This is a genomic window from Actinoplanes siamensis (genome assembly GCF_016862395.1).
GTDB lineage: Bacteria > Actinomycetota > Actinomycetes > Mycobacteriales > Micromonosporaceae > Actinoplanes > Actinoplanes siamensis.
The window spans coordinates 38,530-65,309 of record NZ_BOMW01000065.1; the positions used below are offsets into that span (position 1 = coordinate 38,530).

Below are 26,780 nucleotides of genomic sequence, written 5' to 3' on the forward strand. Positions count from 1 at the left end.
TGATCAATTTCTCCCCCGGTGGTTTCGCGGACCAGCGGTCACGTGCTATTGGCCGCCGGAGTTCGCACAGTACCCGGCTGCGGCGGAGGCTGCCGCCCAGCCGGGTAGCCTCGTGGGGTGTACCGGTTCCTGCTGACTCCTCGCTGGCTGGCCGCTGCTGCCCTGGCCGTGGTCGCTTCGGTGATCATGGTGATGCTCGGCAACTGGCAGCTCCGCCGGTATCACGAGCGTTCCGAAATCAACAGCCGGATCGACGCGGCGGACTCGGCGCAGGCCGTCCCGCTCACCGCGAAGCTCACCGCGCCGTCCGCGCAGGGCGACGCCGGCCCGTCCCCGGGCAAGGCGTTGGCCTGGACAAAGGTGACGGTGACCGGGCGCTACGACCCGGCCCACGAGATCCAGGCGCGGGGCCGCACGGTGCACGGCGAGGTGGGCTTCGAGATCCTCACGCCACTGATGCTTGCCGATGGCACGGCGGTGCTGGTCGACCGGGGCTGGGTGCCACCGGCCACCGGCGGGGCGACGGCCGCGCCGCAGGTGCCGGCCGCGCCTGCCGGCGAGGTGACCGTTGTCGGACAGATTCACCTGTCGGAAAGCCGACCTGCTCCGATCGAGCGACGGGACGGGCGGCTGGACACCCGCCGGATCAATCTGTCTCGCCTGGCCGATGAACTCCCCTTCCCGGTGTACGGGGCATACCTGCTGCTCACCGAGCAGACCCCGGCCAACGACGCGGCCTTCGCGCGGATCCCGATCGATCACGAGGACGCCTGGCAGAACGGCGGGTACGCGGTCCAGTGGTGGTTGTTCGCGGTCATGGCGCTGGTGCTCTACGGCTACCAGGCGCGCCGGGAGGCACGCGGCGCGAACGTGACGGCCGGTGAGCGGCCGAAGCCGGGCGGCACCGGTGACGCGGCTCCGGCCGCTGCCACGGTGAGCCAGCCGGTCGAGGCCGCCGCCACGGGCCGGCCCCGGGATCGCGTCGCGGCGGCCGACCAGCGTGCCGCCGCCCGCGCTGCCGCCGCCGCCGCGAAGAAGGCGAAGAAACCGGTGGACCGGGTCGAGGAAGCGGACCGTCGCCTCGCGGCCCGCAAGGGCGCCGATTAATGTCCCGGGCATGACCTTCCCGCCGGACGATCCCTGGGGCGCCCCCGCGCCGGCCGGCCCGCCCGCTCGGCCCGGTCCGCCGCGATTCCCGGCCGGCCCGCCGGCCGCCTCCGGGCCGGTGATCGTGCAGATCGCCGAGATCGAGATCACCTCCACGCTGATCCGCACCCCCGCCGGGGACTTCCCGCTGGCCGGATCCCGCTGGCAGGTGAACGAGTTCTGGGTGACCCACCGCCGTACCCCGCTCTGGGCCAAGATCGCGGGAATCGCCGGCACCTGTTTCACCCTCGGCCTGAGCCTGCTGCTCCTGCTGGTCAAGGAGTCGGCGCCGCAGGGTACGGTCCAGGTCACCGTCACCAGCGGCCCGCAGCAGTACGTCGCCCGCGTCCCGGTACACGACGAGGACGAGGTGATCACCATCAACCAGCAGGTCAACTACGTACGGAGTCTGGCCGCCCTATAACCCGCCGCCGATCGCCCGGACCGCGTCGATGGTGTCCGCCTCCGCCGCGGTCTTGTCCTCCCGGTACCGCAGCACCCGTGCGAACCGCAGCGCCACCCCGCCCGGATAGCGCGGCGACGTCTGCACCCCGTCGAACGCGATCTCCACCACCTGCTCCGGGCGCACCCGCACCACCCAGCCGTCGTCGTCCACGGCCAACTGCTTGAACCGCTCGGTCTGCCAGCGCAGCAGCTCGTCGGTGAGCCCCTTGAACGTCTTGCCGAGCATCACGAACCCGCCGGTCCGCGGATCGCGGGCGCCCAGATGCAGGTTGGACAGCCAGCCGCGGCGCCGCCCGTGTCCCCACTCGACGGCCAGCACGACCAGGTCCAGGGTGTGCCGGGGTTTCACCTTCACCCAGGCCGATCCGCGGCGGCCCACGTCGTACGACGCATCGGGCGCCTTGACCACGACCCCCTCCTGGCCGGCGCCGACGGCCGCGGCGAAAGCGGCAGCCGCCTGTTCTTCGGTCCCCACTGTCTCGCGCCCCACGATCAGCCCGGCCGGCAGCCCGTCGGCCAGCGCCGCCCAGCGCACCCGGCCAGGTTCGTCGAGCAGGTCGGCGCCGTCGAGATGCAACAGATCGAAGAAGTACGGCACCAGCGCGAGCGGATTCGACTTTCCGCGCGTGGCGGCGCGGCTGGACGTCTCCTGGAACGGGCGCGGCCGGCCCCGCTCGTCGAGCGCCATCGCCTCGCCGTCCAGCACCACCTCGCGCAGCGGCAGCGCCCGGACCGCGGCCACCACCTCGGGCAGCCGCTCGGTGATGTCGTCCAGGCTGCGGGTGAACACCGCCACCTCGTCGCCGGACCGGTGCACCTGGATGCGGATACCGTCGAGTTTCGTGTCGACCACCGCTGGCGTGCCGGTGGCCAGCAGCGCCGCGCCGACGTCCGGAGCGCTCTGCGCCAGCATCGGGCTGAGCGGCGTCCCGACCCGCAGGCCGATCCCGGCGAGCGCGGGAGCGCCGCCGGTCAACGCGGCGACGGCGACCTGCTTGAGATCACCACAGAGCAGGAGCGACCGGCGTACGGCGGCGACCGGCACCTGAGCGGCCACCGCGATCGCCTCGGCGAGCAGCCCGGCCTGCGCGCCCTGCCGCAGCTCCCCGCTGAACAGCCCGACCAGCAGCCGCTGCTCGTCGGTGGTGGCCGCCGCGAACAGCGCTCCGAGCAGCTGCCGCCGGCGCGCCTGCGACCCGGTCCCGGCGACAGCCGCGATCTCGGCGATCGCCGCGTCCACCGCACCGACGGTCAGCGTCGGCTCGGCGGCCGGCGCGGGCCGCTCCCGCAGTCCGGCATGCCCCACCCCGGTCTGGCGCTGCCGCAGCTCACCGGCGAGATACGCCGACCCGGCCGCGATCTCGTCGTCCGCCAGCCGCCGCAGCGCCCCGGCGAGCAGTTCGATCTTCGCCTTCCGCCCACCGGTCCGGGCGACCGCGGCCGAGGTGGCAGCAATGTCGATGAACCGCACGAATCCCATCCTGACAGCCTCACCGCGCACCCACAGCCCCACCGGAGCACCGCCGAGCGACTCACCGGGCCCCGGACACCCCGCACCCCGGCGGCCAGCCACGGTCAACCCGGCGGCCAGCCACGGCCAACCCGGCGGCCAGCCCCAACCAGCACAGTCAACCCGGCGGCCAGCCGCAGCCAGCCCCTGCGCCACTGGCCGAAAGCCCCTCGCCCCGCCCGAAACATCCCGGGGGTCGGCCGCCGGGTCCCAGTCACGACCTCAGCTGGCCGTGAGAGGTGTCTCCGAGCCGTGTCTCACAGCCGGCCAGAACCCGGCAGCGCGAAGACGGCCCGGACCCACGGCATCGCGTGCGGCCGCGAACGCGTAGGCGTAAAGAACAGCCACGCGACGCAGAGCCGCGCGAGGCACGGCACGGCTGGTGCGAGACCGCGGCACGGGCGCCCGCCTTCCGGCCAGCCATGAGGGCCGCCAAAAGGCCGTGGGCGGCCGGCGTGGGCGGCCGGCGTGGGCGGCCGGCGTGGGCGGCCGGCGTCGTTCGCGGTTAGGCGGCGAGGGCCTCGTCGATGCGGAAGCCTCTGGCGCGGACGGACTCGGCGACGCGGGTGAGCTCGGCGTCGAGTCCGCACAACGCCCGGGACAGCTCGTCCAGATGCTCGGTGAGGGTGGTGTCGTCCCACCCGGAGACGTCGACGTCCCCCATGGCCCGGACCGCGGCGCGCAGCCGTGCGATCGACTCGATGCGATCACGGGTCCGAAGCCGATCCAGAGTGGCGCGCGGCCCGGCGGGCTTGATCCGGGACGCGGTGCCGGACGGAGCAGCACTTATCGAACGCATGTTCGAATCCTAACAGGATTGATCGCCGATCACACCGCCAGCGCGTGCCGGAACTTCACCTCCGCCTCGGCGGGCCGGGCCCGGGCGGCGACGAAACCGTCCGGGCGGACAAGATAGAACAAACCGGGCTGAAGAGGCGTCGACGGCGCGGCCGGGAAGATGTGCACGGGCAGCCCCAGGTCGGGCGCCTCGGTGCCCTCGACGCCGCCGTAGCCGTGGATCTGCCAGTCGGCCGTGCGCAGGACCGCGAAATTGCCACCTGACCAGGGCAGCCGGCGGCCGACGACGGGGTCGCGGTGGCCATTCGGCAGGTTCGCCTCCGGGCCGATCGGGTAGTGGATGCGAACCTGCGAGACGTACTGGAACAGGCGGGAACCGCCCGCCGCCCGGGGCAGCGTGCGCACCGCGACCGGGGCCAGCAGCCGGACCAGGGCGGTGCGCAGCGCGCGGGTGGTCCGCCGGTCCGAGGTGATCGCCTGGAAGATCCGGTCAGTGGTGGCGACCAGCGTGCGGGCCACCGGGCGCCGCTCCGCCTCGTATCGGTCGAGCCAGTTGTCGCGGCGGCGGCCGCGGAGCACGTCGGCCAGCTTGAACGCCAGGTTGTGGGCGTCCTGCAGACCGGTGTTCATGCCCTGCGCGCCGACCGGCGAGTGCACGTGACCGGCATCGCCGGCCAGGAAGAACGGGCCGTCGCGGAACGCCGCGGCGACCCGGTGGTGCACCCGGTAGGTGGCGAACCAGCGCGCCCCCGTGTAGGTCACCGCGAAGCGTTCGCGGAGCCGGGCGCGTACGTCCTCCTCGTCCAGCGAGCCGTCGGCGTCCTCGTCGCGGACGATGCCGATCAGACGCCAGTTGTCCCGGCCGGACATCGGAAAGGCCAGCAGGAAGTCACGCCCGCCGGGTCGGACGTTCACCGAGTCGGCTACCAGCCCGGCTGCCGCGGCCGCGTCGAGCACGTAGAACCGGTGCGCGTTGGTGCTGCCCTCGAACGCGATCCGGCGGGCCCTGCGAACCGCCGAGTTCGTCCCGTCGCAGCCGACGCAGAAGCGGGCGTGCACGGTGTGGTTGCCGACCTTGGCCTGGATCCCGTCGTCGATCTGGGTGACCGCGGTGACCGGGGTCTCCCAGATCACGTCGCCGCCGAGCTTGCACAGATTGTCGTAGAGGATCTCCTCGTTGCGGCTCTGTTCGAGGACCTCGATGAAGGGGTACGGCGTGACGCCGTCCCCCAGCGCGCCGAGCGGGATCCGGCCGAAGACGCGGGCGCCGGTGCCGGGCGCCAGCGCCTCCGCCCGGCGGGCCGCGTCCAGCACCTCCTCGCCGATGCCGAGCTGGTCGTATATCTCCAGGCTGCGGGCCTGCACGACGAGCGCCCGGGACTCGCGGGTGGGGCCGTCCTTGCCGTCCACCACGAGCACGTGCACTCCGAGCCGGGTCAGCCAGTTGGCGAGCATCAGGCCGGTCGGGCCGGCGCCCACCACGAGGACCTCACACGACAGCTCGGTCATCAGCGACTCCGTCCTACTTCACTTCGTCAGGGTCTCCGCAATGTTCTTGAACAGCAGGGCCTCGGCCACGCAGACCCGCTCGAACTCGCCGAGATGCAGGCTCTCGTTCGGGCCGTGCGCCCCGGAGTACGGGTCTTCCACCCCGGTGACCAGGATCGTCGCATCGGGGAACAGTTCCTGGAAGGTGGCGATGAACGGGATCGATCCACCGACGCCCATGTCCACCGGTTCGGCCCCGTCCCACGCGGCGCGGAACGCGGCGCGAGCCGCCTCGAAACCGGGGCCGGTCGCCTCGATCACCGAGGGGCTGCCGTCGCTCTCCAGGGTCACCTCGACGTGCGCGCCCCACGGAACGTTCTTCTCCAGGTGACCCTTGACCGCGGCGTACACCGACTTGGGGTCGTCCCCCGGGGCGACCCGCACACCGATCTTGGCCTTGGCCGTCGCCTGCAGGGCGTTGGCGGCCTCCAGCGTGCGCGGCGCGTCGATGCCGAGCACCGAGATCGACGGCTTGGTCCAGATCCGGTCGGTGATCGTGCCCTGGCCGATCAGTTGGACACCGTCGAGCATCCCGGCCTCCTCGCGGAACCGGTCCTCCGGGTAGTCGACGCTGGCGCCCTCGCGCCCGACCAGGCCGCCGACCGCCACCTCGCCGGTGTCGTCGTGCAGCGTGCTGAGCACGCGGGCCAGGGCCGTCAGCGCGTCCGGAACCGGGCCGCCGAACATGCCGCTGTGCACGGCGCTCTTCAGCACCTTGACCTCGACGAACAGGTTGACCAGGCCGCGCAGCGAGGTGGTCAGCGCGGGCCGGCCGATGTCCCAGTTGCCGGAATCGGCGATCACGATCACGTCGGACCGCAGCTCCTCCAGGTGAGCCTGGATGATCGCGTCGAGGGAGTCCGAACCGTACTCCTCCTCGCCCTCGACGAAGACCACCACACCCACCGGCAGCCGGTCGCCGAAGGCGCGCAGCGCGGCCACGTGGGCCATCACGCCGGCCTTGTCGTCGGCGGCGCCCCGGCCGTAGAGGCGGCCGTCGCGCTCGACCGGCTCGAACGGGTCACTGGCCCACAGGGCGGGGTCGCCGGTCGGCTGCACGTCGTGGTGCGCGTAGAGCAGCACCGTCGGGGCCCCGGGCGGGGCGGGCTTGCGACCGATCACCGCGGGCTGGCCGCCGTGCCGCACGATCTGCGTGTCCAGGCCGCAGCCCCGGAGCAGCTCGGCGACCGCCTCGGCGGAACGCTCCACGTGCGAGTGGTCGAAACCCTCGAAAGCGATGCCCGGGATCCGCACCAGCCGTTCCAGGTCGGCGCGGACACCGGGCATCTGCTGCGCGATTGTGGCGCGCAGTTCGGATTCAGTCAGGCTCATTTCCCGATCGTAATCAGCCCGCTTCGCCCGCGCCGCCGTCGCCGTCACCGCGGGCCCGCCGCCGCGCGTCACTCGCCCAGTTCATCGCCCGGCCGGCCGCCGCGCCGGCCATGTCGGAGGCGCCGTCACCGACCCGGCGCAGCAGCCCGACCAGCGGATCCTGTGAATTGGCGAAATCTTCCCGGTACGACTTCGCGGCCGCCTTGACGTCCTCGGTGACCGACGAGTCGCCGTCCGAGTCGCGGTGCGGGTAATCGCCGCCGAGAATCGCCGCGTACGCCCCCGAGTCGATCCACTTGCGCAGTTCGGCGGCGCGGGCGACCGGGAACGGGTGGGTGCTCCAGGCCGTCATCCCGAGCTTGTGGATGCTGTCCCGGATGTCGCCGCCGCTCTCGTACTCCGCGGCCTGCTCCAGGAACGCGGTGGTGTCGATCTGCGAGAGGTCCCCGCCGCCGGCCAGCTTCATCAACAGCCGCAGCGAGGCGGCCGGGTCCTGCCCGGCGAGCAGGCCGGCGCGGTCGGCGGAGAGCTCCGCCTTGCGCCACCACTCCAGCATCCCCGCGATGATGGCCCGCAGCGCTATCGCGCCGACCGGGATCCAGCTGATGTTCGCCGCCCAGCTGGTCAGGATCATCATGATGGTCTTGTAGACCGCGTGGCCGCTGCGCACGTGTCCCAGCTCGTGCCCGAGCATGGCGCGCAGTTCGTCGTCGTCGAGCCTCTCCACCGCGCCCGTGGTGACCACGATGAACGGCTTGTCCAGGCCGATCGCCGAGCCGTTGATGATCGGCGACTGGGTCACGTACAGCTCGGGCAGCTCGGCGATGTCCAGCGTGCTGGCCGCCTCGGTGAAGCGCTGGTAGACCCGCGGGTACTGCCGGTGGTCCACACGGATCGAGCCGGCCAGGTAGCTGAGCCGGAAGCCGCGCTCGTTCCACATGCCGAAGAACGTCTTCACCACGTCGTCGAAGCCGCGCAGCTCACGCAGGGCCGACAGGGCGCCCCGATCGGCGGGATGCTCCCAGGCCCGCGAGCTGATGCCCGTCAGCGTCACCCGGCGGCGTACCGGTCGGTTCTCCTCGTCGGTCGTCATCGATCACACCCCGTCCTCGTGGCACATCCGGCCCCGCGCGGCGACCGCCGCGCCGGACCAAACGTACGCCCGGAACGCAATGCTGTCGTCAGGGTCGCACCCTTACGGGGCGCCCGGCCCGACGAACGGCAGCCCGGCCGGCGGACCCTCCTCCAGCAACCGCATCAGGGCCCCGGTGTCCAGGTGCTCGGCCACGAGATCGCCGAGCACGTCCAGCGCACGCTCCCGGATCCGGGCGTACCGGGTGTCCGGGGCGACGGTGAACCCGTGCCGCCCGGCCTGCGCGGCCGCCACGGTCAGGAAGCGGCGGCGGAACTCGTCGGACTCGAACGCGCCGTGCCAGTGCGTGCCGTAGACGTGGCCGGCCACGGCCCCCTCCGGCCGCCCGTCGGCGTACCGCAGCAGCGGCTCCGGGCTGCCCCGCGACACCAGCCCGTGGTGGATCTCGTAGCCGTGCACCGCCGCGCCCAGCGCCGACCCGGCGCTGCGGGCCAGCGTCTTGCGGGCGGCGAACGTGATGCCGACCGGTAGCAGGCCCAGGCCGGGCACGGTGCCGTGGCCGCTCTCCACCTCGTCGTGGATGGACTCGGCGAGCATCTGGAATCCGCCGCAGACGCCGACCAGCGGCTTGCCGGCGGCGGCGTGAGCGCCGACCGCGCCGGCCAGGCCGGTCTCGCGCAACCAGGCCAGGTCGCTGACGGTGGCCTTGGAACCGGGCAGCATCACCAGGTCGGCGTCGGCGACGTCACCGGGCTCGACGGTCAGGTGCACCCGCACGCCCGGTTCGGCGGCGAGCGCCTCGGCGTCGGTGGCGTTGGAGATCCGGGGCAGGCGGATCACCGCGACCCGCAGCCACTCCCGGCCGCGCGGCGGGCCGGGACGGCCCAGCGTGGTGCCGTACGCCAGGGAGTCCTCGGCGTCCAGCCAGACGTCGCGGTGGAAGGGCAGCACGCCGTGCACCGGGCGCCCGGTGACCGCGGCGATCATGTCGTTGCCCGGCCGCAGCAGACCCAGGTCGCCGCGGAACTTGTTGATCACGAAGCCGGCGACCAGCGCCTGGTCCTCGGCGGAGAGCAGCGCCAGCGTGCCGAAGAAGGCAGCGAACACGCCACCCCGGTCGATGTCCCCGACCACCAGCGTGGGCAGGTCGAACCGGCGGGCCAGGCCCATGTTGACGAAGTCGCCCTCGCGCAGGTTGATCTCGGCGGGGCTGCCGGCGCCCTCGCAGATCACCGCGTCGAACGCGGAGCGCAGCTCGGTCAGGGTGGCGTGGGCGACCTCGGCGAGCTTGGGCCGCAGCGAGCGGTAGTTGCCCGCGGTGACCGTGTCGACCGCCTCGCCGAGCAGGACCACCTGGCTGGTCCGGTCGCTGCTGGGCTTCAGCAGGACCGGGTTGAACCGCAGGTCCGGCGCGAGGCCCGCGGCCTCGGCCTGCATCGCCTGGGCGCGGCCGATCTCGCCGCCGCGGCCGTCCGGGCCGATCACCACGACCGAGTTGTTCGACATGTTCTGCGCCTTGAACGGGGCCACCCGGACGCCGTTGCGGTGCAGCCAGCGGCAGATCCCGGCGGTGAGGACGCTCTTGCCGGCGTCCGATGTGGTCCCGGCGACCAGCAGCCCGCCGGTCATCGCGAGCCCACGCGGGAGCGGACCAGCGCGGCGCCCGCGGCCAGCAGCACTGCCACCGCGCCCACCGCCCCGGAGATCCGCGCCGCCCGCCTCAGGTGCACAGCCGACGGCCGCGGCCCGTCGCCCAGGAACGGCCGGGTCTCGCTGCGTCCGGAATAGACGTTGCGGCCGCCGAGCCGCACACCGAGCGCCCCGGCCATCGCCGACTCGCACTGTCCCGCGTTCGGCGAGGGGTGATCGTTGCGATCGCGACGCCAGACCCGCAGCGTCTCCCGCGGCGCCCCCCCGCCGATCGGCGCCACCGCGACGGTCAGCAGTCCGGTCAGCCGGGACGGCGCCAGGTTCAGCAGATCGTCCAGCCGCGCCGAGGCGGTCCCGAACCGCTCGTACCGCGCCGACCGGTGCCCCACCATCGCGTCCAGCGTGTTCGCCGCCCGGTAGCCCAGCAGCCCGGCCGGCCCCAACAGCGCGCCCCAGAACAGCGGGGCGACCACCGCGTCCGACGTGTTCTCAGCAACCGACTCGACAGTGGCCCGGGCCAGTTCCGGCTCGTCCAGTGCGGACGGGTCCCGCCCGCAGAGGTGGCCGAGCCGCCCGCGGGCCGCCGCCAGGTCACCGGCCTCCAGGTGCCGGGCCATCACCAGGGACTCCGCGCGCAGGGTGCGGCCGCCCAGCACGGCCCAGGTGGCCGCGGCGGTCAGCGCGAACCGGGCGGCCGGGACGCGCCGGGTGGCCCGTGCGGCGGCCAGCCCGGCCAACGCCGGCGCACCCACCGCCACCGCGGTGAACAGCGCTCCGGCCCGGCGCCGGGGCTGGTAGACCCGGCGCTCCAGCGCGGCGGCCGCCGTGCCGTAACCGGCGACCGGGTGGAACCGGCGCGGATCACCGATCACGGCGTCCAGCAGATATCCGGCGATCAGTCCGGCCGCGTCCGCGGCCCACCGGTACGGCACGGTCTTCCTCTCCTCGGGTGTGACAGGTCGTTCAGCGGCCGAACGGCGTTCGTTCAGCGGCCGAACGGCGTGAGGTCGAACGCCCACACGGCCATGGTCGCCGGCTCGGCCTCCGGGTACGGCACCGGCTCCAGCGCGCCCCACTGGATCGATCCGGGCGCGCGGTCCTCCAAGAACTCGGTCACGATCGCGTGCAAGTCGTCGGTCACCTGGTAGGCGACCGGGAACTGCAGGTCGCCCGGCTTCCGGGTGCAGGCCGAGCAGCGCAGCTGGCCGGCCTCCGCGTCGTGCCAGACGTAGAACGTCGCGGTGCCCCGGTGGCCGGAGGCGGCCACCTGGTCCCGCAACGCGACAGCGGTCTCCTCGAAGGCGGCCACCACCTCGTCGGCAGACGTGCCCATGCGCTCGTGCGGTGGCGCGCCGAACCAGCTGGTGTTGGCCTGCTCGGCATCCTGATCCTCGGGCGTTAGCACCATCGTCTCGTCGGCGATGGCACGGATGTCCTTCAGCATCACCGCTTCAGTCTGCCGGTTGGGGTTGTCTTGAGACCAATCGGGCCGCTCGGCCGGGCGGCCCGGGAAAGCCGCCCGATCGGCCCATCCCGATCGAGGGAGCCGGCTCGTCCACCGAGCCGGCCGGCAGCCGGCGGCCCGGCCTCGGACCCCGGTACGGCCGGGCCGCCGGGCGCCGGCCACCCCGTCGGGTCCGCAGGGAAAGACCCTCCGGGGCGGCGGCTACCGGTAAAGTCTCAGGCCGCCACCGGCTCCCGCCTGGGCCGGCGCAGGCGCCGCACCTCCGCGGTCGCCGGCTCCGGCTGCGCGTCCGGCTCCTCCGGGGCGGGCGCCTCCGGGTCCGCCGGATCCAGGACGGGCGCCTCCGGGCCGGCCGGATCCAGGACGGGCGCCCCGGGGTCCGCCGGATCGGGCTCCATCAGCCCGGCCACCACCTCCAGGAACTCCGGCTCGGCCTCGCCGGGCAGCGGCTCGGGCAGGCCGTCGCCGAACCCGACCGGCACGTCGGTCACCAGCTCGGCCGCCTCACCGGCGATCCTCGACTCGGCCTCGGCGTCCTCGACGGCCGCGGTGGCCGACGGCGGGTTGCGGTAGAACCGGGCCCGGCCCCGCGCGAGGTCCAGCCCGACCGCGTGCGCCTCCATCTCGTACGAGACCCGGCGGTTGCCGTCCTCGTCCGTCCAGTCCCGGCTGTAGACCCGGCCGAAAGCGATCACCGGGTCGCCGGCCCCGATCGAGGCGGCGACGTTCTCCCCGAGCTTGCGCCAGGCGGAGACCCGGATCCGCAGCGTGTTGCCGTCCACCCAGCAGCGCTTCTCCCGGTCGTACCGGCGGGCCGTTGACGCGATCTTGAAGTTCGCCACCAGCAGGTCGGACTCCTTGGTGCGGCGCCACTCCGGCTTGGCCAGCGCGTTGCCGACGACGGTGACGGTTGTGTCGAACACTGATCTCTCCTCGTGTCGTCGAATGCCGCGGCCGGTGCGAGCCGGGCGCGGCGGACCGGGCAAGCCTGGCCCGGACGGCGCCGGCGTGCGGATCTCCCTGTGGACGGCGCGGGAATGTGGACGAGGGCCCGGAACAGTGGTGGATCTGATATGGCGCACCCCCGCATACCCGCGGGTAACCTGTCCGGGTGGAGATCGACGTCCTGGGCTCGCCGTACGAACGGCACACCATCGAGCTGGGCACCGACGACGAGGGGCCGGTCGTGGCCACACTCGTGCGGCGGCGCGCCGAGCGTCCGGCCCGCCGGGCGGTGCTGCACGTCCACGGTTTCGTGGACTACTTCTTCCAGACCCACCTGGCCGACTTCTTCGTCGAGCGCGGCTGGGACTTCTACGCCCTGGACCTGCGCAAGTACGGCCGCAGCCTGCTCCCCCACCAGACGCCGAACTTCGCCCGCAGCCTCACCGACTACTACCCGGAGCTGGACGAGGCGGCCCGGATCGTCCGCGAGCAGGACGGCCACGACCAGCTGCTGGTCACCGGCCACTCCACGGGCGGGCTGATCACCTCGCTGTGGGCGCACTCCCGTCGCGGGCAGGGCATCGTCGACGGGCTGTTCCTGAACAGTCCGTTCTTCGAGTTCAACCTGCCCTGGGCGGTGCGGCGACCGGCGCTGTCCGTGGCGATCGCGCTCACCGGACGTACGCCGTACCGCAAAATGCCGACCAGCGGCCTGGGCCTCTACGGGCAGAGCCTGCACCGGGACTACCAGGGTGAATGGTCCTACGACCTGGCCTGGAAGCCGATTCTCGGCTTCCCGGTCCGGATGGGATGGCTCGCCGCCATCCGGCGCGGCCAGCGCCGGCTGCAGGCCGGCCTGGCCATCGACGCGCCGGTGCTGGTCGCCTGCTCGGACCGGACATTCCGCGGAAACGCCTGGCACGACGACGTCCACGTGTCCGATTCCGTGCTTGACGTCGAGCACATCGTCCGATGGGCGCCCGGGCTCGGGCCGCGGGTGACGATCGCCCGGTTCAACGGCGGCAAGCACGACCTCACCCTGTCCGGCCCGGAGGTCCGCGCCGAGGTCTTCCGCGAGCTGGGCAGATGGGTCGACGCGTACCTCCCGGCGCCCGGCACGCCGCAGGTCGAGGTCCCGCCGGCGCCGGAGGAACAGGGCGCCCGCGCGGCCGCGCTGGAGGCGGCCGAGACGGCGGTCGAGAAGACGGGCGACAAGGCGGACGACAAGTCCGGCACCACCGCCTAGTATGTGCTGGCCAGCGCTCGTAGCTCAGCGGATAGAGCACCGGACTTCTAATCCGATGGTCGCAGGTTCGAATCCTGCCGGGCGCGCCATAACTTCGATCTACCAGGGCGAGGGCATCTGATGATGCTCCACCTCAAGACCCGATTACCTGTTTTGTTACCTATTTTGGTATTCCGGCATCAGAGGAACGCCGCGACCGACGCCTTGTCGCCCATGAGGTCACGCCCAAGGTGCACGCGGGCGGTCATGGCCGGATCGGTGTGACCGAGCTGGTCGGCAATCGTGGCGATCGGCACGCCGGACTGGTCGAGGATCGTCGCCACCGTACGGCGAGGGGTGTGCGGGGTGACCCAAGGGAACCCGCTCCCGATGAAGATCCGAGCGAGCGCCTTGGCGGAGTTGCTCTGGTCCCACACCCGTTCCGACTTGTTCAGGTGGTGCGGTGAACTGAAGACCAGCCCCGAGAGGCTGAGCCTCTCCGCTCGAGCCTTCATCCTCTCAGTGAGCCACGGAGGCTACGCACACCCGGCGGCAGGATCAGATGGTCCAGGACCCCATGCGTCCCCATGCACACCGCACACAACGGCATGGCCGCGTCGTCGTACACCACCGTCGATTCCTCATACGGATGCGGCGGGTACTGGACTACCTCCACCACGCCGCGATTCTGCAACATGAAGTGGAAGCAGTTGTGCATCCGGCCGTGCGGGTAGGTCCGGGCTATGGCGGGCGTGATCATCGGGATCAGGGTCACCCCGCGTCGCCGCAGAATCGCTACGCCAGGACAAGGTTCGGCATGCACAAGAACGGCCGGCGGGTACTCAGGCTTCCGTCATGCCCGGCATCCGTTCGGGAGCGCAACGCCAGCGTCCCAGGCGGTCACGATGGCCTTCACGGCTTCGTCCTGGGCGTACCGGCCGAGGAGATCGCCGCTGGTACCGGGACGCCTCACGTAGGCACTCCACCGGTCGCCGACGCCGGCGTGGATCCAGCCGATGTAGTCGCCCTCTCGTTCGACCGAGTAGCCACCCATGACGCTCACCTTGAGGACGACGCCGGGCGAGACCTCATGCTTCGTGGACTGAACGCGGTGATCCACTGTTCACCTCCTCGCAGGCGAGGCAGGCAAGACTCGTCCCACAGCCGGGACACCAACGGTTCTTCGCCTTCAAGCTGAGCACGCCGCCGACGAACCCGACGACCAGCGAGGCCACTGCGACTATCAGCACCATGGTTCACATCCCTCATTGGCAACAGGGATAGACGCTAGGTAAGGGAGATCTCACGGGTCCACGATGTTGCGAATAGTTGCTTCAGTTCAGTTCGCTGGCCACGCGGGTGATGAGGTCTCTCGCTGGCTTGCCATACAGCGCGACGTTGTGAAGGTTCTCGAACATCCGCCCGTACAGCTCGATCTCACTTGGTTGAGTGACCTCGATGCTCGCGGTCGGGGTCTCCAGAGCCACAAGCTGGTTGTCGAACATCCAGAACCCGGCCGACGGCACGGCTCCTCGCTCGACCATCAGCGGGATCACGCCGAGCGCCACGGTCGGGAGCGACATGACGGTCAACAGACGGTCTAGCTGGTTGGCCTGGGTATCCGCATCGCCGAACCAGGTTCTCAACGCCTGCTCTTCCAGGATCACGGCGAACCGCTTGCCGCGCTGATAGAGGATCCGTTGACGCTCCATCCGGACAGCGACCGCCTCGTCCAGGTCGTTGGGAGCGTCGAGGAATCGACTCCAGAACGACAGCATGGCGGCGCAGTAGTCGGGGGTCTGGAAGAGGCCGGGGATCACGTTGTGCTCGTAGATCCGGAAGAGGCGCGTCTCCTCGTAAAGAGTGGGAGCGCGGATGCCCAATACCCGCTTCATGCCGGCTCGCGCCTGGCGGCGGAACTCGACGTACGCCGACTCAACAGCCCGCAACGTGGCCAGAAGATCGGGAGCTTCGGCCTCAGCCCCACAGGCGCGACACCAGTCCCGGATGTCGTCGGAGGTCGGCTGTTGGACGCCGTTCTCCAGCTTGCTCACCCTGGTGTAGTGCTGACCCGTCGCAGCAGCCAGCGCCCGACCCGTGAGTCCAGCATCTCTGCGGATCTCACGGAGTCGGGCGCCGAGCGCCTGTTGCGCCTGCTTGGCGGAGCTACTTGGGTTCGTAGTCACGATGCGGGATCGCGAGTTTCCACACCGCGTCGAAGGCGGATCGGCAGAGGCTGACGACTGCGGGATCGGTCGAAGTCTCCATCCCGGCGTTCAGTCCGCTTCCGGTATAGAGCAGGAAGACCACTAGCCGGTCGTCGAACAGGTAGAAGTCGTTTCCGGGGAGAGCCAGCGACGACACCAGCGAGCGGGGAGTCCAGCGGATGTCCTCGCCAGCGGCCACCATCGGGCCGGCGATGCTGAAACTCCATAGTTGGTAATCGCTCAGCGGCTCAGAGACCACACGAGCCCGACGGACGCTCTTGCCCGCGGCCACATGGCTCCGCAGGGTGGAACACCAGTCATCCAGCCAACTCAGGTCATCCGGTTCCTGAGCCGCCCACTTGGCCATGTACGGAATCTCAACCTCGGTTCCGTAGGCGTCACGCGTCTCCAGGTGGTCTGACGACCTCTCAAAGGTGCGGAGCAGGCGATCAAACTCCGCCTCATCCAGCGACGCCACGACCCTCCTCGGTGAAGAACTGGATCATCCTGTCAGGAATCTCGACCACAGACTCTCCCTCCGGAATGTCCATCTCCGCCAGCGCGTCGGGATCGGTCACCACGAAGCCCTGCACCAGCCAGCTACCCCGGTCAGTCCGGTAGAGGGTCGGCGAGTTCGTGGGGTTGGAGTTCGGGTCCTTGGCTACGAACGTTAGGCGCACGATCGGCTCCCTGTCTCGTGGGTTGCGAGGTGTTGCGCGCTCCGCCATCGTGGCCGCTCCGTCACCGACAGTCAACCGTTCACGTCTTTCGACCCCGATCAGCAATGCCTCGTCCTACTCCGCCAAGGCTTCTCGCTCACGAGTGCTTCGCCTACTCCCTCGGCGGCAAACCCGCGATTCGGTCCACAGCGCGTTCAAGTCGTCCTACATCGCTCCACCCATGAATACGCTGAACGATCTTCGGAAGTCCTTGCTTTTCGAGCCCTGCACGCAGGAGCAAGCAGAGCCTGGTGACATTGAACAAGCTCTCGGCCAGCCAGTACAGATCCGCACCATCGAACTTCCGCCGAGACTCATCGAGGTGTGTCAGGTTATTCCGAGCCTTCTTGACGGCAGCCACCCACGAATCGACATTACTTCCGACGAGGTAACCGGATAAATCTCCTAGCTCGGCAACCAGATCCCTCAAGCGCCGATCAAGATTGAAGTCATTGGCATGAACCATCAAATTGTTGAACCATGTGCGATGCACATCCGGGATAAGCTGGCTCCGAATAGCTCTTCGCAGCTTGTCAAATTCCTTCGTGGGCATGTATTCCCCGCCACCGATGAGTGCCCTGTGGAGTCCTTCCGTGGCCGACGCAACGTTCAGGAACCTATTCTCACTGTAGATACTTTGGGCCCGCATAGTGAGCAGTGAGCCCACAATCGGAGTAATAGCAGGAACACAATCCAACCAGGTTGCTATCGCCTGAACACCGCCGAATTCCTCTAAGGGAACGATAACGTCATGGGAAGACAATGCTCGCACCTCTCGCTGCCGCCCCGGCTCCTGCATACGAGCCTTCAGCTCTATAGGTCGCCGCGTATTATAGAATGGCTCTCCATTAATGCTGACCTCCGGAAAATCTTTCCGGTAGGCGCGTAAGCTAATGAAGGCGTCCGCGCGGTCAACACAAAGCGACGACAAGCTATTCAGATGCCCGGCATCCTCGATGATCTCTGCGAGTGAGGTCATCTTGTCGTACTCGATCACAAATTCGGGCCAGTATGTAACCTTGAAGCTTTCGAGTTCAGCATCGTCCCGAGACCAGTGGAATACGACAGTGATCTCCCCTCGCGAGAATCTAGCCTGGTTCTCCCCTGGCATATCGAGGCGACAAACAACCTGACGCCGATCCATTCCCTCAACAGCCGAATCGACCTCAACAGTTATTGCCTTCCTATTGACCCAGGGGGCTGCGTCACGCAGGCGAACGATAACAGACTCAAATGCCGTCTCTTCATCAGTCTCGAAATGCCCACCAACTAGAAGGAAGTTCGGACGATACTTTCGTCGATTGTTTTGAACGGAGTCAATAAGCGTCACCGGCTCACTGACGCCGCCGTGATCGATGACGCCAAAGATACGAGAGCGCTGACCCCCCTCTTTCTCATACTCTTCCCCATTAGCCCTGCGTTCAACAAGGGGGTCGGCAAGGGTCAGGGTGGCTCCCTCAATTGGGTCAAACACGAGTCGGCCGTACCGCTTAACACCGTGCGGACTCGGAAGCCAAAATTCGCCGGTAGAATCAAAAGCCTGCATACCTTGCGATGCTAGCCTTTGTCGCTCCATGACGAATCAACGAAAAGGATGAATTGAGCTGGGGACAGGCAAACCTCATCCCATACGGTCTGCCGGCGCTACAACCAACGGCTCGGCAACTGTGGCAACATCTCGGCTGCTATCACGCCGGTTACCTGCTTTGTTACCTGTCGCGGGTGTTAACGCTGATGATCAAGACTGATCGCGGCTGATTCAGCCGCCTCCCGTGCCGGGGGTCTTCCCTGCTCACGATGATGATCGATTAGGTCTGATGATCCAGCTTGCCCGGCAGGTCTCCTACTCCGAAGGTCGCAGGTTCGAATGCTGCCGGGCGCGCTGTGCTCTCTCGAAGCCGGTTCGAGGAGCGTCCTCACCGCAGGTGATCGGCAGTATCCTCCTGGCATGATCGCCAGCCTGCTGTTCGCCGTCGCCGCGGTCGCTCTGGTGGCCGGTGTGCTGCTCGGTCACACCCTGGCCCGCGCCCAGTGCCGGGCCCGCCACCACGAGGGAACCGGCACCCGGCATTAGCCGACCGCAGGCCCGGCAGGCGGGCGTCGAGCCGCACATCAGCGCTACCGGCTCGCCGTCCACCTTGTACCGCGCCCAGCACCGGTCGCCGGACCCAGCGCCGGTCGCCGCGCCCAGCACCGGCCAGCCGCGCCCAGCACCGGCCAGCCGCGCCCAGCACCGGCCAGCCGCGCCCAGCACCGGTCAGCCGCGCCCCCGCGGAGGCCGTCCGACCCAGTGGCCCGGCATCCCATCGGCGAGAAATTCTGTTTCCCCTCGCGGATGGCGCTGCCACGATCCCGCGTCAGGCGTTGCACCAGAGCAGGAGGCGGCCACCGGGCCGCCCGTGCCCCGTCACAGAAGTCCGCGAGACCGACCGGCGACGACAGCCGGTGGACCCCAGCAGCAGACCGGCTGTTGGGACCTCCCCCATACCGCCCCGACCGTCACCGCCGAGGGGACTACGCTTGACGCCCTGTGGAACTGGGCTTCGGCGTGGCGGCCCGGGCGGCCCGACCTAGGCCCGGCGGCCTACCGAAACATGGAACGGAAGATGATGATCGACCAGCCCAAGGCGCGAGTCCTGCTTTTGGAGAGCATCCATCCCGATGCGGTGTCCCGGCTCGAGGAGGACGGCTTCGAGGTCGAGTCCGTTTCCAGCGCGCTCGACGAGGCCGAGCTGATCGAGCGCGTCTCCGGCGTCCACCTGCTGGGCATCCGGTCGAAGACCAAGGTCACGGCGAAGGTGCTGGAGGCCGCCGACAGCCTGGTGGCGATCGGCGCGTTCTGCATCGGCACCGACCAGATCGACCTGGCCACCGCGTCGGCCAGCGGCGTGGCCGTCTTCAACGCGCCGTTCTCCAACACCCGCTCGGTGGTGGAGCTGGCGATCGCCGAGATCATCGCGATGACCCGCCGCCTCACCGAGAAGAACTCGCTGATGCACGCCGGTGTCTGGGACAAGTCGGCGGACGGCGCGCACGAGATCCGCGGCCGGCGGCTCGGCATCGTCGGTTACGGCAACATCGGCACCCAGCTGTCGGTGCTCGCGGAGAACCTGGGCATGTCCGTCTCGTTCTACGACACCGCGGACAAGCTGGCGCTGAGCAACGCGCACCGCTGCGCCAGCCTGGACGAGCTGCTGGAGATCAGCGACATCGTCACCCTGCACGTGGACGGCCGCCCGGGCAACGCCGGCTTCTTCGGCGCCGACCAGTTCGCGCGGATGCGCCAGGGCAGCCTCTTCCTCAACCTGTCCCGCGGCATCGTGGTCGACCACCTGGCGCTGCGCGACGCCCTGCGCAGCGGCCACCTGGCCGGCGCCGCGGTCGACGTGTTCCCGCAGGAGCCGAAGGGCCGGGGCGACGAGTTCCTCTCCGAGCTGCGCGGCCTGCCGAACGTGATCCTCACCCCGCACATCGGCGGTTCGACGGAGGAGGCGCAGTCGGACATCGGCGGCTTCGTGGCGAACAAGCTGGCCAAGTTCCTCACCGAGGGCAACACCACGCTGAGCGTGAACCTGCCCGGCGTGGTGCTGCCCGAGCAGCCCGGCCTGCACCGGATCGTGCACGTCCACCTGAACACGCCGGGCGTGCTGGCCCAGGTCAACCGGATCCTGGCCGAGCACAACGTGAACGTCGAGGGTCAGCTGCTGAGCACCCGCGGGGAGTACGGGTACCTGATCACCGACATCGGCAAGGGGTACAGCGACTCGGTGTTGGAGCAGCTGCGGGCCATGGAGCAGACGGTCCGCCTGCGCGTGCTGTCCTGACCCGGGAGCCGGGGGTCGTGCGGCCCCCGGCTCAGCCCGCCTCCACGCTCAGCAGCGTGATCTTCGAGGCCGCCTCCACGTCGTAGCGTCCCGAGGTGTTCCAGTCCTTCGGGGTCAGCGTGGAGCCGGCGGCAACGTTGCGCAGCGTGCGGGTGCCCGCGGTGACAGTCGTCGCGCCTCCGCCGACCTTGACCCGCACCGGGCTGCCGGCCGGCGCCCGCACGGTCAGCTCGTCCACCCCGCCGGTGATCTTCACCGGCACGGTGGTGGTCGCCTTCGACAGGGAAAGCACGGCCCGCCGTGTCCCGCCGACGATCTCGATCCCGACCACCTGGCCGTCGCCCAGGTCCACCGCACGTTCCGTGGCGTAGCCGGAGAAGCGCAGCGTCCAGCGCACTCGCGCGGACAGCACGACGTCGACCTGGGCGTCCGTCCCGCCGCCTTCCCGGCTCACCTGCAGGCGCACCCCGTCGTCGGTGAGCTGCGGGCTGGGCAGCACCGGCGAGTCGTCCGGCGTGCTGATCCGGAACAGGTCGTCCCCGATGTCGGTGACCGAGACCCGGAGCCGGTCGCTCGCCGCGAGCATCTCGAACGCCGCCTTGGTGCGCCCGTTGAGCGGCGCGGTGACCAGCCGGGCCGCGGCGGTGGCGGTCCGGCCGCCCAGGTTCAGCATCTCGTTGATCCGGGAGTCCGGGCCGGAGTAGAAGACCACCCCGGTCAGCGCGATCACCAGCACGGCGATCGTGCCGAGCACGGCCATGCCCACAGTGACCGTCCGGGACCGCCGGGGCCGCACGAGCGGCGCGGCACGGACCGCCGGGGCCGCGGCGCCGGGCGGCATGTCGCGGGGGACGTCCAGGGTGTCCGCCCAGGTCGCCCGTTCCCGCAGGGAGAGGCCGGCGTCCATCCCGGACCGCTGCCGGGCGGCGGGTGGGTGCGGTGCGGCGTCAACCGGATTCGTTCGTACGATCGGCAGCCCGCCCGGGTCGGCGCCGGCGGCCGGCCATCCCCCGGAGTCGTCCCGCCCGCCGGGCGAAGAACTGCCGACCGGGAAGCCACCGGAGGACCCGCCGACCGGGAAGGCACCGGAGGACGGTCCCCCGGAGGTGGACGCGCCGGGAGAGTCGTCCTGCTCGCCGAGCGGCCGGTTTCCGCTGATCGGCCCGGCGCTGAACCCGAACGAGGTCCGCCCCGGCCCACCGGGCGAAGCCGGCCCGAACTCCGGCGGCCCGGCCGGCCCGGACACCGGGCCGGTCGTCGAGCCGGCCCCGGATCCGGGAGGGGCCGGCGCGGCCGTTTCCGGCGCCGCCGGCGCCGCGGACCCGGCATCGGCGAACCAGCTGCTGGCCGGCACCCCGTCCGGTTGCGTCCCGGCGGTCTCCTCCGCCGGAGGCCGCCGATAGGTCCGGTCCCGTTCACCCTTGCGTCGCTGCGGCAACTCGCTCAAAGCCAAGTCCGAAGAAGAGGAGGAAGACGAGGATGACGAACCGGACGAAGACGGCAAAGATGACGATGATCGCGTTTCACCGTCGATCACGGTACGGTCCACGGCCGGTGTCCTCTCCCCAGCAGCGCCGTCACGTGGCGCCCTCAGGAGAACACGGAAAGCAGCGCCCAGCGGATCAGCCGAAACGAAGAGTTAACGGCGATCCGGCCGGACCAGCCCGCGCCGGGTCGCGATGGCCACCGCCTCCAACTGGCTGTGCGCTCCCAGCTTGGCCAGCACCGCCTTCTGGTGCCCCCGGCAGGTGTGCACGCTGATGCCCAGCCGCCGGGCCACCGCGCGGGCGTCCAGACCGGCCGCCATCAATTGCAACACCTCGTCCTCGCGGGCCGTGAGCCCGCTCTCGGTCCGGGTCACGGTGGCCGGGCTGGTGCTGCGCAGCAGCCGCGCCATGATGTCGGTGGACACGGTCATCCCGCCGCCGTGCGCGGTCCGCAGCGCGTTGAGCACCTCGGCCAGCGCGCCGTTCTTGGAGATGAAGCCGGCCGCGCCGAACGCGGTGGCCCGGCTGATCAGAGTCGGGTCCTCCCGGGCCGTGAGGATCACCACACGGACGTCCGGCTGACGCACCCGGATCAGCTGAGCGATCGCGATGCCGTCGGCATCGGACAGTTCCGGATCGAGCAGGATCACGTCCGGAGTGACCTCGGAGGCCAGGCGCAGCGCCTCCTGACCGGTCCGCGCGTGCCCCACCCAGCGCAGGTCAGCCTGCCCCGCCAGAGCGTGTCCGAGCAGCTCGGCAAAGGTCTGGTGACCGTCGACGACGAGCACTCGGATCGCCTCGTCGTTCTCCATGCGTACACCATCCTCTGTCAGCGGGCAGCCCGGCGGGCCCCGCGCAGTCTAAGGACTACCCGTCAACCTGCCCGCCCTACCAATAGGCGAGCGTTGTGCCACGGCGACGTCAGGTTGCCACCTGATGGCCCGTGCCGACCAGTCTTTCGGCCGAGGGCACCCCCCGCATTGGGGCTTGCTGGCGCACCGCGGCCGCCGACACGATTCTGAATCATGTACGACATCCAGCTCTTCGGCCGCATCGAGGTCCGTACCCGTGGCGTCCGCCTCGCGGGCGACGACTTCGGCGGCGACCGCCCGCGTCAGCTGCTCGCCCTCCTGGCGCTGCACGGCGAGCAGTCGCTTGTGGAGCTGTCCGGCCTGATCGGCGCCCCGCCGGCGACGGTCCGGGCCGACCTCAAGGTGCTGCGCGACCGGCTCGAGCCGGGCGCCCGCGGGCGCGACTCGGTGGTGGTCGGCAACCAGGGGACGTACCACTTGGACACCGAGCGGGTCCGGGTCGACGTGGCCACTTTCGATCAGCTGATCGCGGCCGCCGAGGGCCGCCCGCCGGAGCGTGCCACGCGCCCGCTGGCCGCGGCCGCCTTCCTGGCCGCGCGCCCGCTGCTGGAGGACGAGGACGCCCCGTGGGCGGCCGAGCTGCGCGCGAAGTACCGGGCGAAGCTGCAGACCGCTCGGACACCCAGCACCGTCTGAAGGTCCGGCAGAGATCCCGCAGACCTAAAATCAGGAGATTATTAGGCGGTACGGGCGGAGAATCGCCCCCGTGCTCGATGCCCCGACCGCCCTGCGGCCCGTGCCCCTCGCCCCGGAGATCTCTCTCCACCTGGTCGACGCCCCGCTCGGCCTCTTCGATCTGACCGGCGGCGAGTTCCGCAGCGACGCCCCGCCCCCGTTCTGGGCCTTCGTCTGGGCCGGCGGTCAGGCCCTGGCGCGTCACCTGCTGGACCATCCGGGCGAGGTGGCCGGCCGCCGGGTGCTCGACCTGGCCACCGGTTCCGGGGTGGCGGCGATCGCCGCGGCCCGTGCCGGCGCCGCCCGGGTGGCCGCATCGGACATCGATCCGGATGCGGTCGCCGCCGCGCGCCGCAACGCCGCGGCCAACGCGGTGACCCTGGCGGAGGAGCTGGCCGATCCCGAGGTGGTGCTCGCGGGTGACGTCTATTACAGCCCCCGGGTCGCGCCACGGATGACCGCGGCGCTGCGCGCGTACCGCCGGGCCGGCGCGGCCGTGCTGGTTGGCGATCCCGGCCGGGGATACTTCCCGGAACGGCTCTTCGACCTGGTCACCGAGTACGTGGTGCCGGTCCCGGAGCACCTGGAGGAGACAGGGGAGCTACGGACCGGGGTCTGGCGCATGCGATGACCCGAAATGCGTTCACCACACAACAAGTTGTACGCTACACGTATTGTCCCCACCCATGAGGACGGCAATCACGTGCACGACGAGCCCAACGCCACGAGCGGCGTCGCGAAGTTGTCCGACGAAATCCTCCGGTTGATCCGGGTCGGGCCACGTTTTCGGGGCATGCTCAAGACGGGAGACCTCGGCGCCGAGTTCTCCGCCCTGATGTTGCTGTTGCCGTTGCGTTCGATGGGCCCGATGCGGGTCACCGACCTCGCCGAGCTGAAGCAGGCCGATCCGTCGACCATCAGCCGACAGGTCGCCCAGCTGGTCAAAGCCGGCCTGGCACGGCGGGAGGCGGACCCGGCGGACGGCCGGGCCTCCCGGCTGGCGGTCACCGACGCCGGCCTGGCCGCGTGCGAGCGCCTGGGCACGGCCCGCGTCGCCCTGCTGGAGCGGGCACTCAGCGACTGGCCGGCCGACCGGGTCGACACGTTCGCCCAGCTCTTTCACGAATTCAATACCTCCGTCGAGGCGCTGTTGCGCACCGATCTCGGAGCACCACCACGGGAGAACGCGTGAGCCACCCCACCCCGCCGGTCGCGAGACCGGCCGCGGAATTCACCCACCGACAGATCCTCACGATCCTCGTCGGCCTGATGATGGGCATGTTCCTGGCCGCCCTCGATCAGACGATCATGGCCACGGCGACCCGCACCATCGCCGACGATCTCAACGGCTTCGACCTGCAGGCCTGGGCCACCACGGCGTTCCTGATCACGTCGACGATCTCGACCCCGCTGTACGGCAAGCTGTCCGACATTTACGGCCGGCGGCCGTTCTTCCTGTTCGCCATCGGCATCTTCATCGTCGGCTCGTTCCTCTGCGGCCTGTCGACCGACATGTACCAGCTCGCCGCGTTCCGGGCGATCCAGGGCATCGGCGCCGGCGGCCTGATGTCGCTGGCGCTGGCCATCATCGGCGACATCGTGCCGCCCCGTGAGCGCGCCAAGTACCAGGGCTTCTTCCTGGCCGTCTTCGGCACCGCCAGCGTGCTCGGCCCGATCCTGGGCGGCTTCTTCGCGGGCGCCGACCGGCTCCTCTGGATCGACGGCTGGCGCTGGGTCTTCTACCTGAACGTGCCGATCGGCATCGCCGCGATGGCGGTCGTGGCGCGGGTGCTGCACCTGCCGCATACCCGGGTCAGCCACCGCATCGACTGGCCCGGCGCGGTCGCCCTGATCGTCGGCCTGGTGCCCCTGCTCACCGTCGCCGAGCAGGGCCGGGAGTGGGGTTGGGACTCCGGCCGGGCGATCCTCTGCTACGTCATCGGCGTCGTCGGCCTGATCGCCTTCGTGTTCGCCGAGCGCGCCTACAAGGACGAGGCCCTGCTCCCGCTGCGTCTGTTCAACAACCGCACGATCGCCGTCGGCACGGCGTCCAGCACGATCCTCGGCATCGCGATGTTCGGCGGGCTGATGACCGTCCCGCTGTACCTGCAGATCGTCAAGGGCTCCTCGGCCACCGCCGCCGGTCTGCAGATGATCCCGTTCGTGGTCGGCATCATGTCCGGCTCGATCATCTCCGGTCAGCTGATCGCCCGCACCGGCCGCTACCGGATCTTCCCGATCGTCGGCAGCACGCTCATGGTGCTCGCGCTGCTGCTCTTCTCGCTGGTCGGGGCGGACACCCCGCTGTGGCGGACCATGCTGGTGATGGTCCTGATGGGCCTCGGCCTGGGCGGCAACATGCAGCCGATGATCACCGCGGTGCAGAACGCGGTCTCCCCGCGGGAGATCGGCGTGGCCACCGGCGCCGTCACGTTCTTCCGCTCGATGGGCGGCACGCTGGGCACCGCGGTCTTCCTGTCGGTGCTGTTCAACGTCCTGCCCGGCAACATCCGGGACGCGTACGCCGACGCCGCCCGGAACCCGGAGTTCGCCCGGGCCGCCGCCGACCCGGCCCAGCAGCAACTGCTCGGCCAGGCCCAGGGCGGCGGCGCGCTCAGCGACACGTCGTTCATCAACAAGCTCACCGACGTGGTCGCCCACCCGTTCAAGGTCGGCTTCTCGGACAGCGTGCACGTCGTCTACCTGATGGCGTTCTTCATCATGCTGGTGGGCCTGCTGGTCGTGCTGTTCCTCCCGGAGGTCCCGCTGGCGATGCGCTCCGCCCAGCAGCAGCGCGCCGACGACGCGGCGCAGGCCGAGCGGAGCGCGGGCGTGCCCGGCCCCGGCTCCGGCCCGGCGGCCACCGGCGGCGACGACAACCAGGCGGAGGTCAAGGCGGGCAGCGACACGCCAGGTCACTAACACCCGATTGCGGGGGTACGGCCGGTGCGCGCACCCCGCGTACCCCCGCAATCGGCTCGATCCCCCCAGCTCACCGCTCCCGCGCCGCCTCCGCCCCACAGCCTCCTGGCGGCACGTCGCCGGGCCACAGCGTCCCCGCGCTCCCCGCCGGACCGCCGCACCCACGGCCTTCCCGCGCCGCCCCGCCGGCACCGCCGTGCGGCCCATCGCCGCCCCGCCGACGGCGCGCGGCCATTGCCCTCGCGGCCCATCGCCGGCCGCCGGCTGTTCGGCTGGTCCGCATGGGTGTCTGACGCTCCCGGGACACCCATGCGGACCAGCCGGGGAATCGGCGGCGGTAGCGTGGCGGCATGGCTGTTGTGAAGATCAACGCGATTGAGGTCCCCGAGGGCGCCGGCCCCGAGCTGGAGAAGCGCTTCGCCGCCCGGCACGGCGCGGTGGAGAACGAGCCCGGCTTCCTCGCCTTCGAGCTGCTGCGCCCGGTCGCCGGCGACAACCGGTATTTCGTCTACACCAAGTGGGAGTCCGAGGAGGCCTTCCAGGCGTGGTCGCAGGGTAGCGCCAAGGCCGCCCACTCGGGCGAGCGCGCCAAGCCTGTCGCCACCGGCGCCAGCCTCCTCGAATTCGAGGTCGTCCAGCAGGTGACCAAGCCCACCGACTGACACAGCCCACCACGACTGGTCCGGCCGGCATCTCCGGGCCCTGCCCGCATACCCGCCCACCGGCGGGCGGCGAGCACACGCCGGCCGGGTCAACCCGGCGCCGGTCGGACTGATCCGGCTGTTTCCGCGGCCGGGTCCTTCCGCTGCGGAAGCATGGTCGGCGTTCGGCGCATCCGCCCGACGGGTGAGTGTGGGCCGCGCACGGCGCATCCGCCCGACGGGCGAGTGTGGGCCG

At 70.5% G+C, this 26,780-nt stretch carries 28 protein-coding genes and 1 tRNA gene; 11 read left to right on the forward strand and 18 right to left on the reverse strand.

Annotation, left to right across the window (positions count from 1 at the left end; genetic code table 11):
- Window positions 1-117: 117 nt before the first annotated feature.
- Together Asi03nite_RS30435 and Asi03nite_RS30440 are read left to right on the forward strand one after the other, a co-directional pair.
- On the forward strand, window positions 118-1,107 hold the full coding sequence (locus tag Asi03nite_RS30435) for an SURF1 family cytochrome oxidase biogenesis protein (protein ID WP_203683940.1): 990 nt from the start codon (window positions 118-120) through the stop codon (window positions 1,105-1,107).
- A 10-nt stretch (window positions 1,108-1,117) separates the two neighbouring features.
- Window positions 1,118-1,570 carry a hypothetical protein gene (locus tag Asi03nite_RS30440; RefSeq protein WP_203683941.1) on the forward strand — a complete coding sequence of 151 codons (453 nt, stop codon included), beginning with the start codon at window positions 1,118-1,120 and terminating at the stop codon, window positions 1,568-1,570.
- Here the strand turns inward: Asi03nite_RS30440 and Asi03nite_RS30445 are convergent.
- The 9 genes from Asi03nite_RS30445 to Asi03nite_RS38645 all read right to left on the reverse strand — a co-directional run bounded on the left by Asi03nite_RS30445 (window position 1,565) and on the right by Asi03nite_RS38645 (window position 11,930).
- Window positions 1,565-3,091 carry an ATP-dependent DNA ligase gene (locus Asi03nite_RS30445; protein ID WP_203683942.1) on the reverse strand — a complete coding sequence of 509 codons (1,527 nt, stop codon included), beginning with the start codon at window positions 3,089-3,091 and terminating at the stop codon, window positions 1,565-1,567. The genes Asi03nite_RS30440 and Asi03nite_RS30445 overlap by 6 nt on opposite strands.
- 535 nt (window positions 3,092-3,626) lie before the next feature.
- Window positions 3,627-3,920, reverse strand: a complete 294-nt coding sequence (locus tag Asi03nite_RS30450) for a hypothetical protein (RefSeq protein WP_203683983.1) — start codon at window positions 3,918-3,920, stop codon at window positions 3,627-3,629.
- A gap of 29 nt (window positions 3,921-3,949) precedes the next feature.
- On the reverse strand, window positions 3,950-5,428 hold the full coding sequence (locus tag Asi03nite_RS30455) for an FAD-dependent monooxygenase (RefSeq protein ID WP_203683943.1): 1,479 nt from the start codon (window positions 5,426-5,428) through the stop codon (window positions 3,950-3,952).
- A gap of 18 nt (window positions 5,429-5,446) precedes the next feature.
- Complete coding sequence (locus Asi03nite_RS30460; protein WP_203683979.1) at window positions 5,447-6,793, reverse strand: dipeptidase; 1,347 nt, start codon at window positions 6,791-6,793, stop codon at window positions 5,447-5,449.
- 19 nt (window positions 6,794-6,812) lie between these two features.
- Window positions 6,813-7,892: a M48 family metallopeptidase gene (locus Asi03nite_RS30465; protein ID WP_203683944.1), complete on the reverse strand. Its 1,080-nt coding sequence runs from the start codon at window positions 7,890-7,892 to the stop codon at window positions 6,813-6,815.
- A 102-nt stretch (window positions 7,893-7,994) separates the two neighbouring features.
- On the reverse strand, window positions 7,995-9,521 hold the full coding sequence (locus Asi03nite_RS30470) for a cobyric acid synthase (protein WP_203683945.1): 1,527 nt from the start codon (window positions 9,519-9,521) through the stop codon (window positions 7,995-7,997).
- Window positions 9,518-10,474, reverse strand: a complete 957-nt coding sequence (locus Asi03nite_RS30475) for a cobalamin biosynthesis protein (protein ID WP_203683946.1) — start codon at window positions 10,472-10,474, stop codon at window positions 9,518-9,520. Before Asi03nite_RS30475 ends, Asi03nite_RS30470 begins: the two co-directional genes overlap by 4 nt.
- Window positions 10,475-10,527: 53 nt before the next feature.
- Window positions 10,528-10,986: a hypothetical protein gene (locus Asi03nite_RS30480; RefSeq protein WP_203683980.1), complete on the reverse strand. Its 459-nt coding sequence runs from the start codon at window positions 10,984-10,986 to the stop codon at window positions 10,528-10,530.
- 236 nt (window positions 10,987-11,222) lie between these two features.
- Window positions 11,223-11,930, reverse strand: a complete 708-nt coding sequence (locus Asi03nite_RS38645) for a single-stranded DNA-binding protein (RefSeq protein WP_203683947.1) — start codon at window positions 11,928-11,930, stop codon at window positions 11,223-11,225.
- Window positions 11,931-12,118: 188 nt separating this feature from the next.
- Here Asi03nite_RS38645 and Asi03nite_RS30490 point away from each other — a divergent pair, with 188 nt between their 5' ends.
- Complete coding sequence (locus Asi03nite_RS30490) at window positions 12,119-13,198, forward strand: alpha/beta hydrolase (protein WP_203683948.1); 1,080 nt, start codon at window positions 12,119-12,121, stop codon at window positions 13,196-13,198.
- 13 nt (window positions 13,199-13,211) lie between these two features.
- A tRNA-Arg gene (locus tag Asi03nite_RS30495) sits at window positions 13,212-13,287 on the forward strand.
- 90 nt (window positions 13,288-13,377) lie between these two features.
- On the opposite strand, the gene Asi03nite_RS30500 is transcribed toward Asi03nite_RS30495, so the two are convergent.
- The 7 genes from Asi03nite_RS30500 to Asi03nite_RS30530 form a co-directional block, all read right to left on the reverse strand.
- Window positions 13,378-13,692 (reverse strand): tyrosine-type recombinase/integrase, encoded by a 315-nt coding sequence (locus Asi03nite_RS30500; protein WP_203683949.1) that lies wholly within the window; start codon window positions 13,690-13,692, stop codon window positions 13,378-13,380.
- On the reverse strand, window positions 13,689-13,937 hold the full coding sequence (locus Asi03nite_RS30505) for a hypothetical protein (RefSeq protein ID WP_203683950.1): 249 nt from the start codon (window positions 13,935-13,937) through the stop codon (window positions 13,689-13,691). Before Asi03nite_RS30505 ends, Asi03nite_RS30500 begins: the two co-directional genes overlap by 4 nt.
- 93 nt (window positions 13,938-14,030) lie before the next feature.
- The gene (locus tag Asi03nite_RS30510) at window positions 14,031-14,297 is read right to left on the reverse strand and encodes a hypothetical protein (protein ID WP_203683951.1); all 267 of its coding nucleotides are present in this window, start codon (window positions 14,295-14,297) and stop codon (window positions 14,031-14,033) included.
- A 214-nt stretch (window positions 14,298-14,511) separates the two neighbouring features.
- Window positions 14,512-15,363, reverse strand: a complete 852-nt coding sequence (locus tag Asi03nite_RS30515; RefSeq protein WP_203683952.1) for a helix-turn-helix domain-containing protein — start codon at window positions 15,361-15,363, stop codon at window positions 14,512-14,514.
- Window positions 15,344-15,862: a DUF6879 family protein gene (locus tag Asi03nite_RS30520; RefSeq protein ID WP_203683953.1), complete on the reverse strand. Its 519-nt coding sequence runs from the start codon at window positions 15,860-15,862 to the stop codon at window positions 15,344-15,346. Before Asi03nite_RS30520 ends, Asi03nite_RS30515 begins: the two co-directional genes overlap by 20 nt.
- The gene (locus tag Asi03nite_RS30525) at window positions 15,846-16,064 is read right to left on the reverse strand and encodes a hypothetical protein (RefSeq protein WP_052164059.1); all 219 of its coding nucleotides are present in this window, start codon (window positions 16,062-16,064) and stop codon (window positions 15,846-15,848) included. Before Asi03nite_RS30525 ends, Asi03nite_RS30520 begins: the two co-directional genes overlap by 17 nt.
- 151 nt (window positions 16,065-16,215) lie before the next feature.
- Window positions 16,216-17,649, reverse strand: coding sequence for a HEPN domain-containing protein (locus tag Asi03nite_RS30530; protein WP_203683954.1), 1,434 nt, complete (start codon window positions 17,647-17,649; stop codon window positions 16,216-16,218).
- Between the two features lie 402 nt (window positions 17,650-18,051).
- Here Asi03nite_RS30530 and Asi03nite_RS38650 point away from each other — a divergent pair, with 402 nt between their 5' ends.
- Together Asi03nite_RS38650 and serA are read left to right on the forward strand one after the other, a co-directional pair.
- On the forward strand, window positions 18,052-18,177 hold the full coding sequence (locus Asi03nite_RS38650) for a hypothetical protein (protein ID WP_275409508.1): 126 nt from the start codon (window positions 18,052-18,054) through the stop codon (window positions 18,175-18,177).
- Window positions 18,178-18,709: 532 nt separating this feature from the next.
- Window positions 18,710-19,927 carry a phosphoglycerate dehydrogenase gene (gene serA, locus Asi03nite_RS30535; protein WP_203683955.1) on the forward strand — a complete coding sequence of 406 codons (1,218 nt, stop codon included), beginning with the start codon at window positions 18,710-18,712 and terminating at the stop codon, window positions 19,925-19,927.
- A 31-nt stretch (window positions 19,928-19,958) separates the two neighbouring features.
- Here serA and Asi03nite_RS30540 read toward each other — a convergent pair whose 3' ends face one another.
- Together Asi03nite_RS30540 and Asi03nite_RS30545 are read right to left on the reverse strand one after the other, a co-directional pair.
- Window positions 19,959-21,374 carry a hypothetical protein gene (locus Asi03nite_RS30540; protein ID WP_203683956.1) on the reverse strand — a complete coding sequence of 472 codons (1,416 nt, stop codon included), beginning with the start codon at window positions 21,372-21,374 and terminating at the stop codon, window positions 19,959-19,961.
- A gap of 192 nt (window positions 21,375-21,566) precedes the next feature.
- On the reverse strand, window positions 21,567-22,226 hold the full coding sequence (locus Asi03nite_RS30545) for a response regulator (RefSeq protein ID WP_203683957.1): 660 nt from the start codon (window positions 22,224-22,226) through the stop codon (window positions 21,567-21,569).
- A 213-nt stretch (window positions 22,227-22,439) separates the two neighbouring features.
- Here Asi03nite_RS30545 and Asi03nite_RS30550 point away from each other — a divergent pair, with 213 nt between their 5' ends.
- The 5 genes from Asi03nite_RS30550 to Asi03nite_RS30570 all read left to right on the forward strand — a co-directional run bounded on the left by Asi03nite_RS30550 (window position 22,440) and on the right by Asi03nite_RS30570 (window position 26,545).
- The gene (locus Asi03nite_RS30550) at window positions 22,440-22,922 is read left to right on the forward strand and encodes an AfsR/SARP family transcriptional regulator (RefSeq protein WP_203683958.1); all 483 of its coding nucleotides are present in this window, start codon (window positions 22,440-22,442) and stop codon (window positions 22,920-22,922) included.
- Between the two features lie 70 nt (window positions 22,923-22,992).
- A complete protein-coding gene (locus Asi03nite_RS30555) occupies window positions 22,993-23,592 on the forward strand; it encodes a class I SAM-dependent methyltransferase (protein WP_203683959.1) in 600 nt (199 codons plus the stop codon).
- 162 nt (window positions 23,593-23,754) lie between these two features.
- Window positions 23,755-24,153: a MarR family winged helix-turn-helix transcriptional regulator gene (locus tag Asi03nite_RS30560; protein ID WP_239103042.1), complete on the forward strand. Its 399-nt coding sequence runs from the start codon at window positions 23,755-23,757 to the stop codon at window positions 24,151-24,153.
- On the forward strand, window positions 24,150-25,883 hold the full coding sequence (locus tag Asi03nite_RS30565; protein ID WP_203683961.1) for an MDR family MFS transporter: 1,734 nt from the start codon (window positions 24,150-24,152) through the stop codon (window positions 25,881-25,883). Before Asi03nite_RS30560 ends, Asi03nite_RS30565 begins: the two co-directional genes overlap by 4 nt.
- Before the next feature lie 350 nt (window positions 25,884-26,233).
- A complete protein-coding gene (locus tag Asi03nite_RS30570) occupies window positions 26,234-26,545 on the forward strand; it encodes an antibiotic biosynthesis monooxygenase family protein (protein ID WP_203683962.1) in 312 nt (103 codons plus the stop codon).
- Window positions 26,546-26,780 lie beyond the last annotated feature (235 nt).

Coding starts and splice junctions, on each gene's coding strand:
- Asi03nite_RS30440 (WP_203683941.1), top strand. CDS start 1,118: ATGACCTTCCCGCCGGACGATCCCTGGGGCGCCCCCGCGCCGGCCGGC.
- Asi03nite_RS30445 (WP_203683942.1), bottom strand. CDS start 3,091: ATGGGATTCGTGCGGTTCATCGACATTGCTGCCACCTCGGCCGCGGTC.
- Asi03nite_RS30450 (WP_203683983.1), bottom strand. CDS start 3,920: ATGCGTTCGATAAGTGCTGCTCCGTCCGGCACCGCGTCCCGGATCAAG.
- Asi03nite_RS30455 (WP_203683943.1), bottom strand. CDS start 5,428: ATGACCGAGCTGTCGTGTGAGGTCCTCGTGGTGGGCGCCGGCCCGACC.
- Asi03nite_RS30465 (WP_203683944.1), bottom strand. CDS start 7,892: ATGACGACCGACGAGGAGAACCGACCGGTACGCCGCCGGGTGACGCTG.
- Asi03nite_RS30470 (WP_203683945.1), bottom strand. CDS start 9,521: ATGACCGGCGGGCTGCTGGTCGCCGGGACCACATCGGACGCCGGCAAG.
- Asi03nite_RS30480 (WP_203683980.1), bottom strand. CDS start 10,986: ATGCTGAAGGACATCCGTGCCATCGCCGACGAGACGATGGTGCTAACG.
- Asi03nite_RS30500 (WP_203683949.1), bottom strand. CDS start 13,692: ATGAAGGCTCGAGCGGAGAGGCTCAGCCTCTCGGGGCTGGTCTTCAGT.
- Asi03nite_RS30505 (WP_203683950.1), bottom strand. CDS start 13,937: ATGATCACGCCCGCCATAGCCCGGACCTACCCGCACGGCCGGATGCAC.
- Asi03nite_RS30530 (WP_203683954.1), bottom strand. CDS start 17,649: ATGCAGGCTTTTGATTCTACCGGCGAATTTTGGCTTCCGAGTCCGCAC.
- Asi03nite_RS38650 (WP_275409508.1), top strand. CDS start 18,052: ATGATCGCCAGCCTGCTGTTCGCCGTCGCCGCGGTCGCTCTGGTGGCC.
- serA (WP_203683955.1), top strand. CDS start 18,710: ATGATGATCGACCAGCCCAAGGCGCGAGTCCTGCTTTTGGAGAGCATC.
- Asi03nite_RS30545 (WP_203683957.1), bottom strand. CDS start 22,226: ATGGAGAACGACGAGGCGATCCGAGTGCTCGTCGTCGACGGTCACCAG.
- Asi03nite_RS30550 (WP_203683958.1), top strand. CDS start 22,440: ATGTACGACATCCAGCTCTTCGGCCGCATCGAGGTCCGTACCCGTGGC.
- Asi03nite_RS30560 (WP_239103042.1), top strand. CDS start 23,755: ATGCTCAAGACGGGAGACCTCGGCGCCGAGTTCTCCGCCCTGATGTTG.
- Asi03nite_RS30570 (WP_203683962.1), top strand. CDS start 26,234: ATGGCTGTTGTGAAGATCAACGCGATTGAGGTCCCCGAGGGCGCCGGC.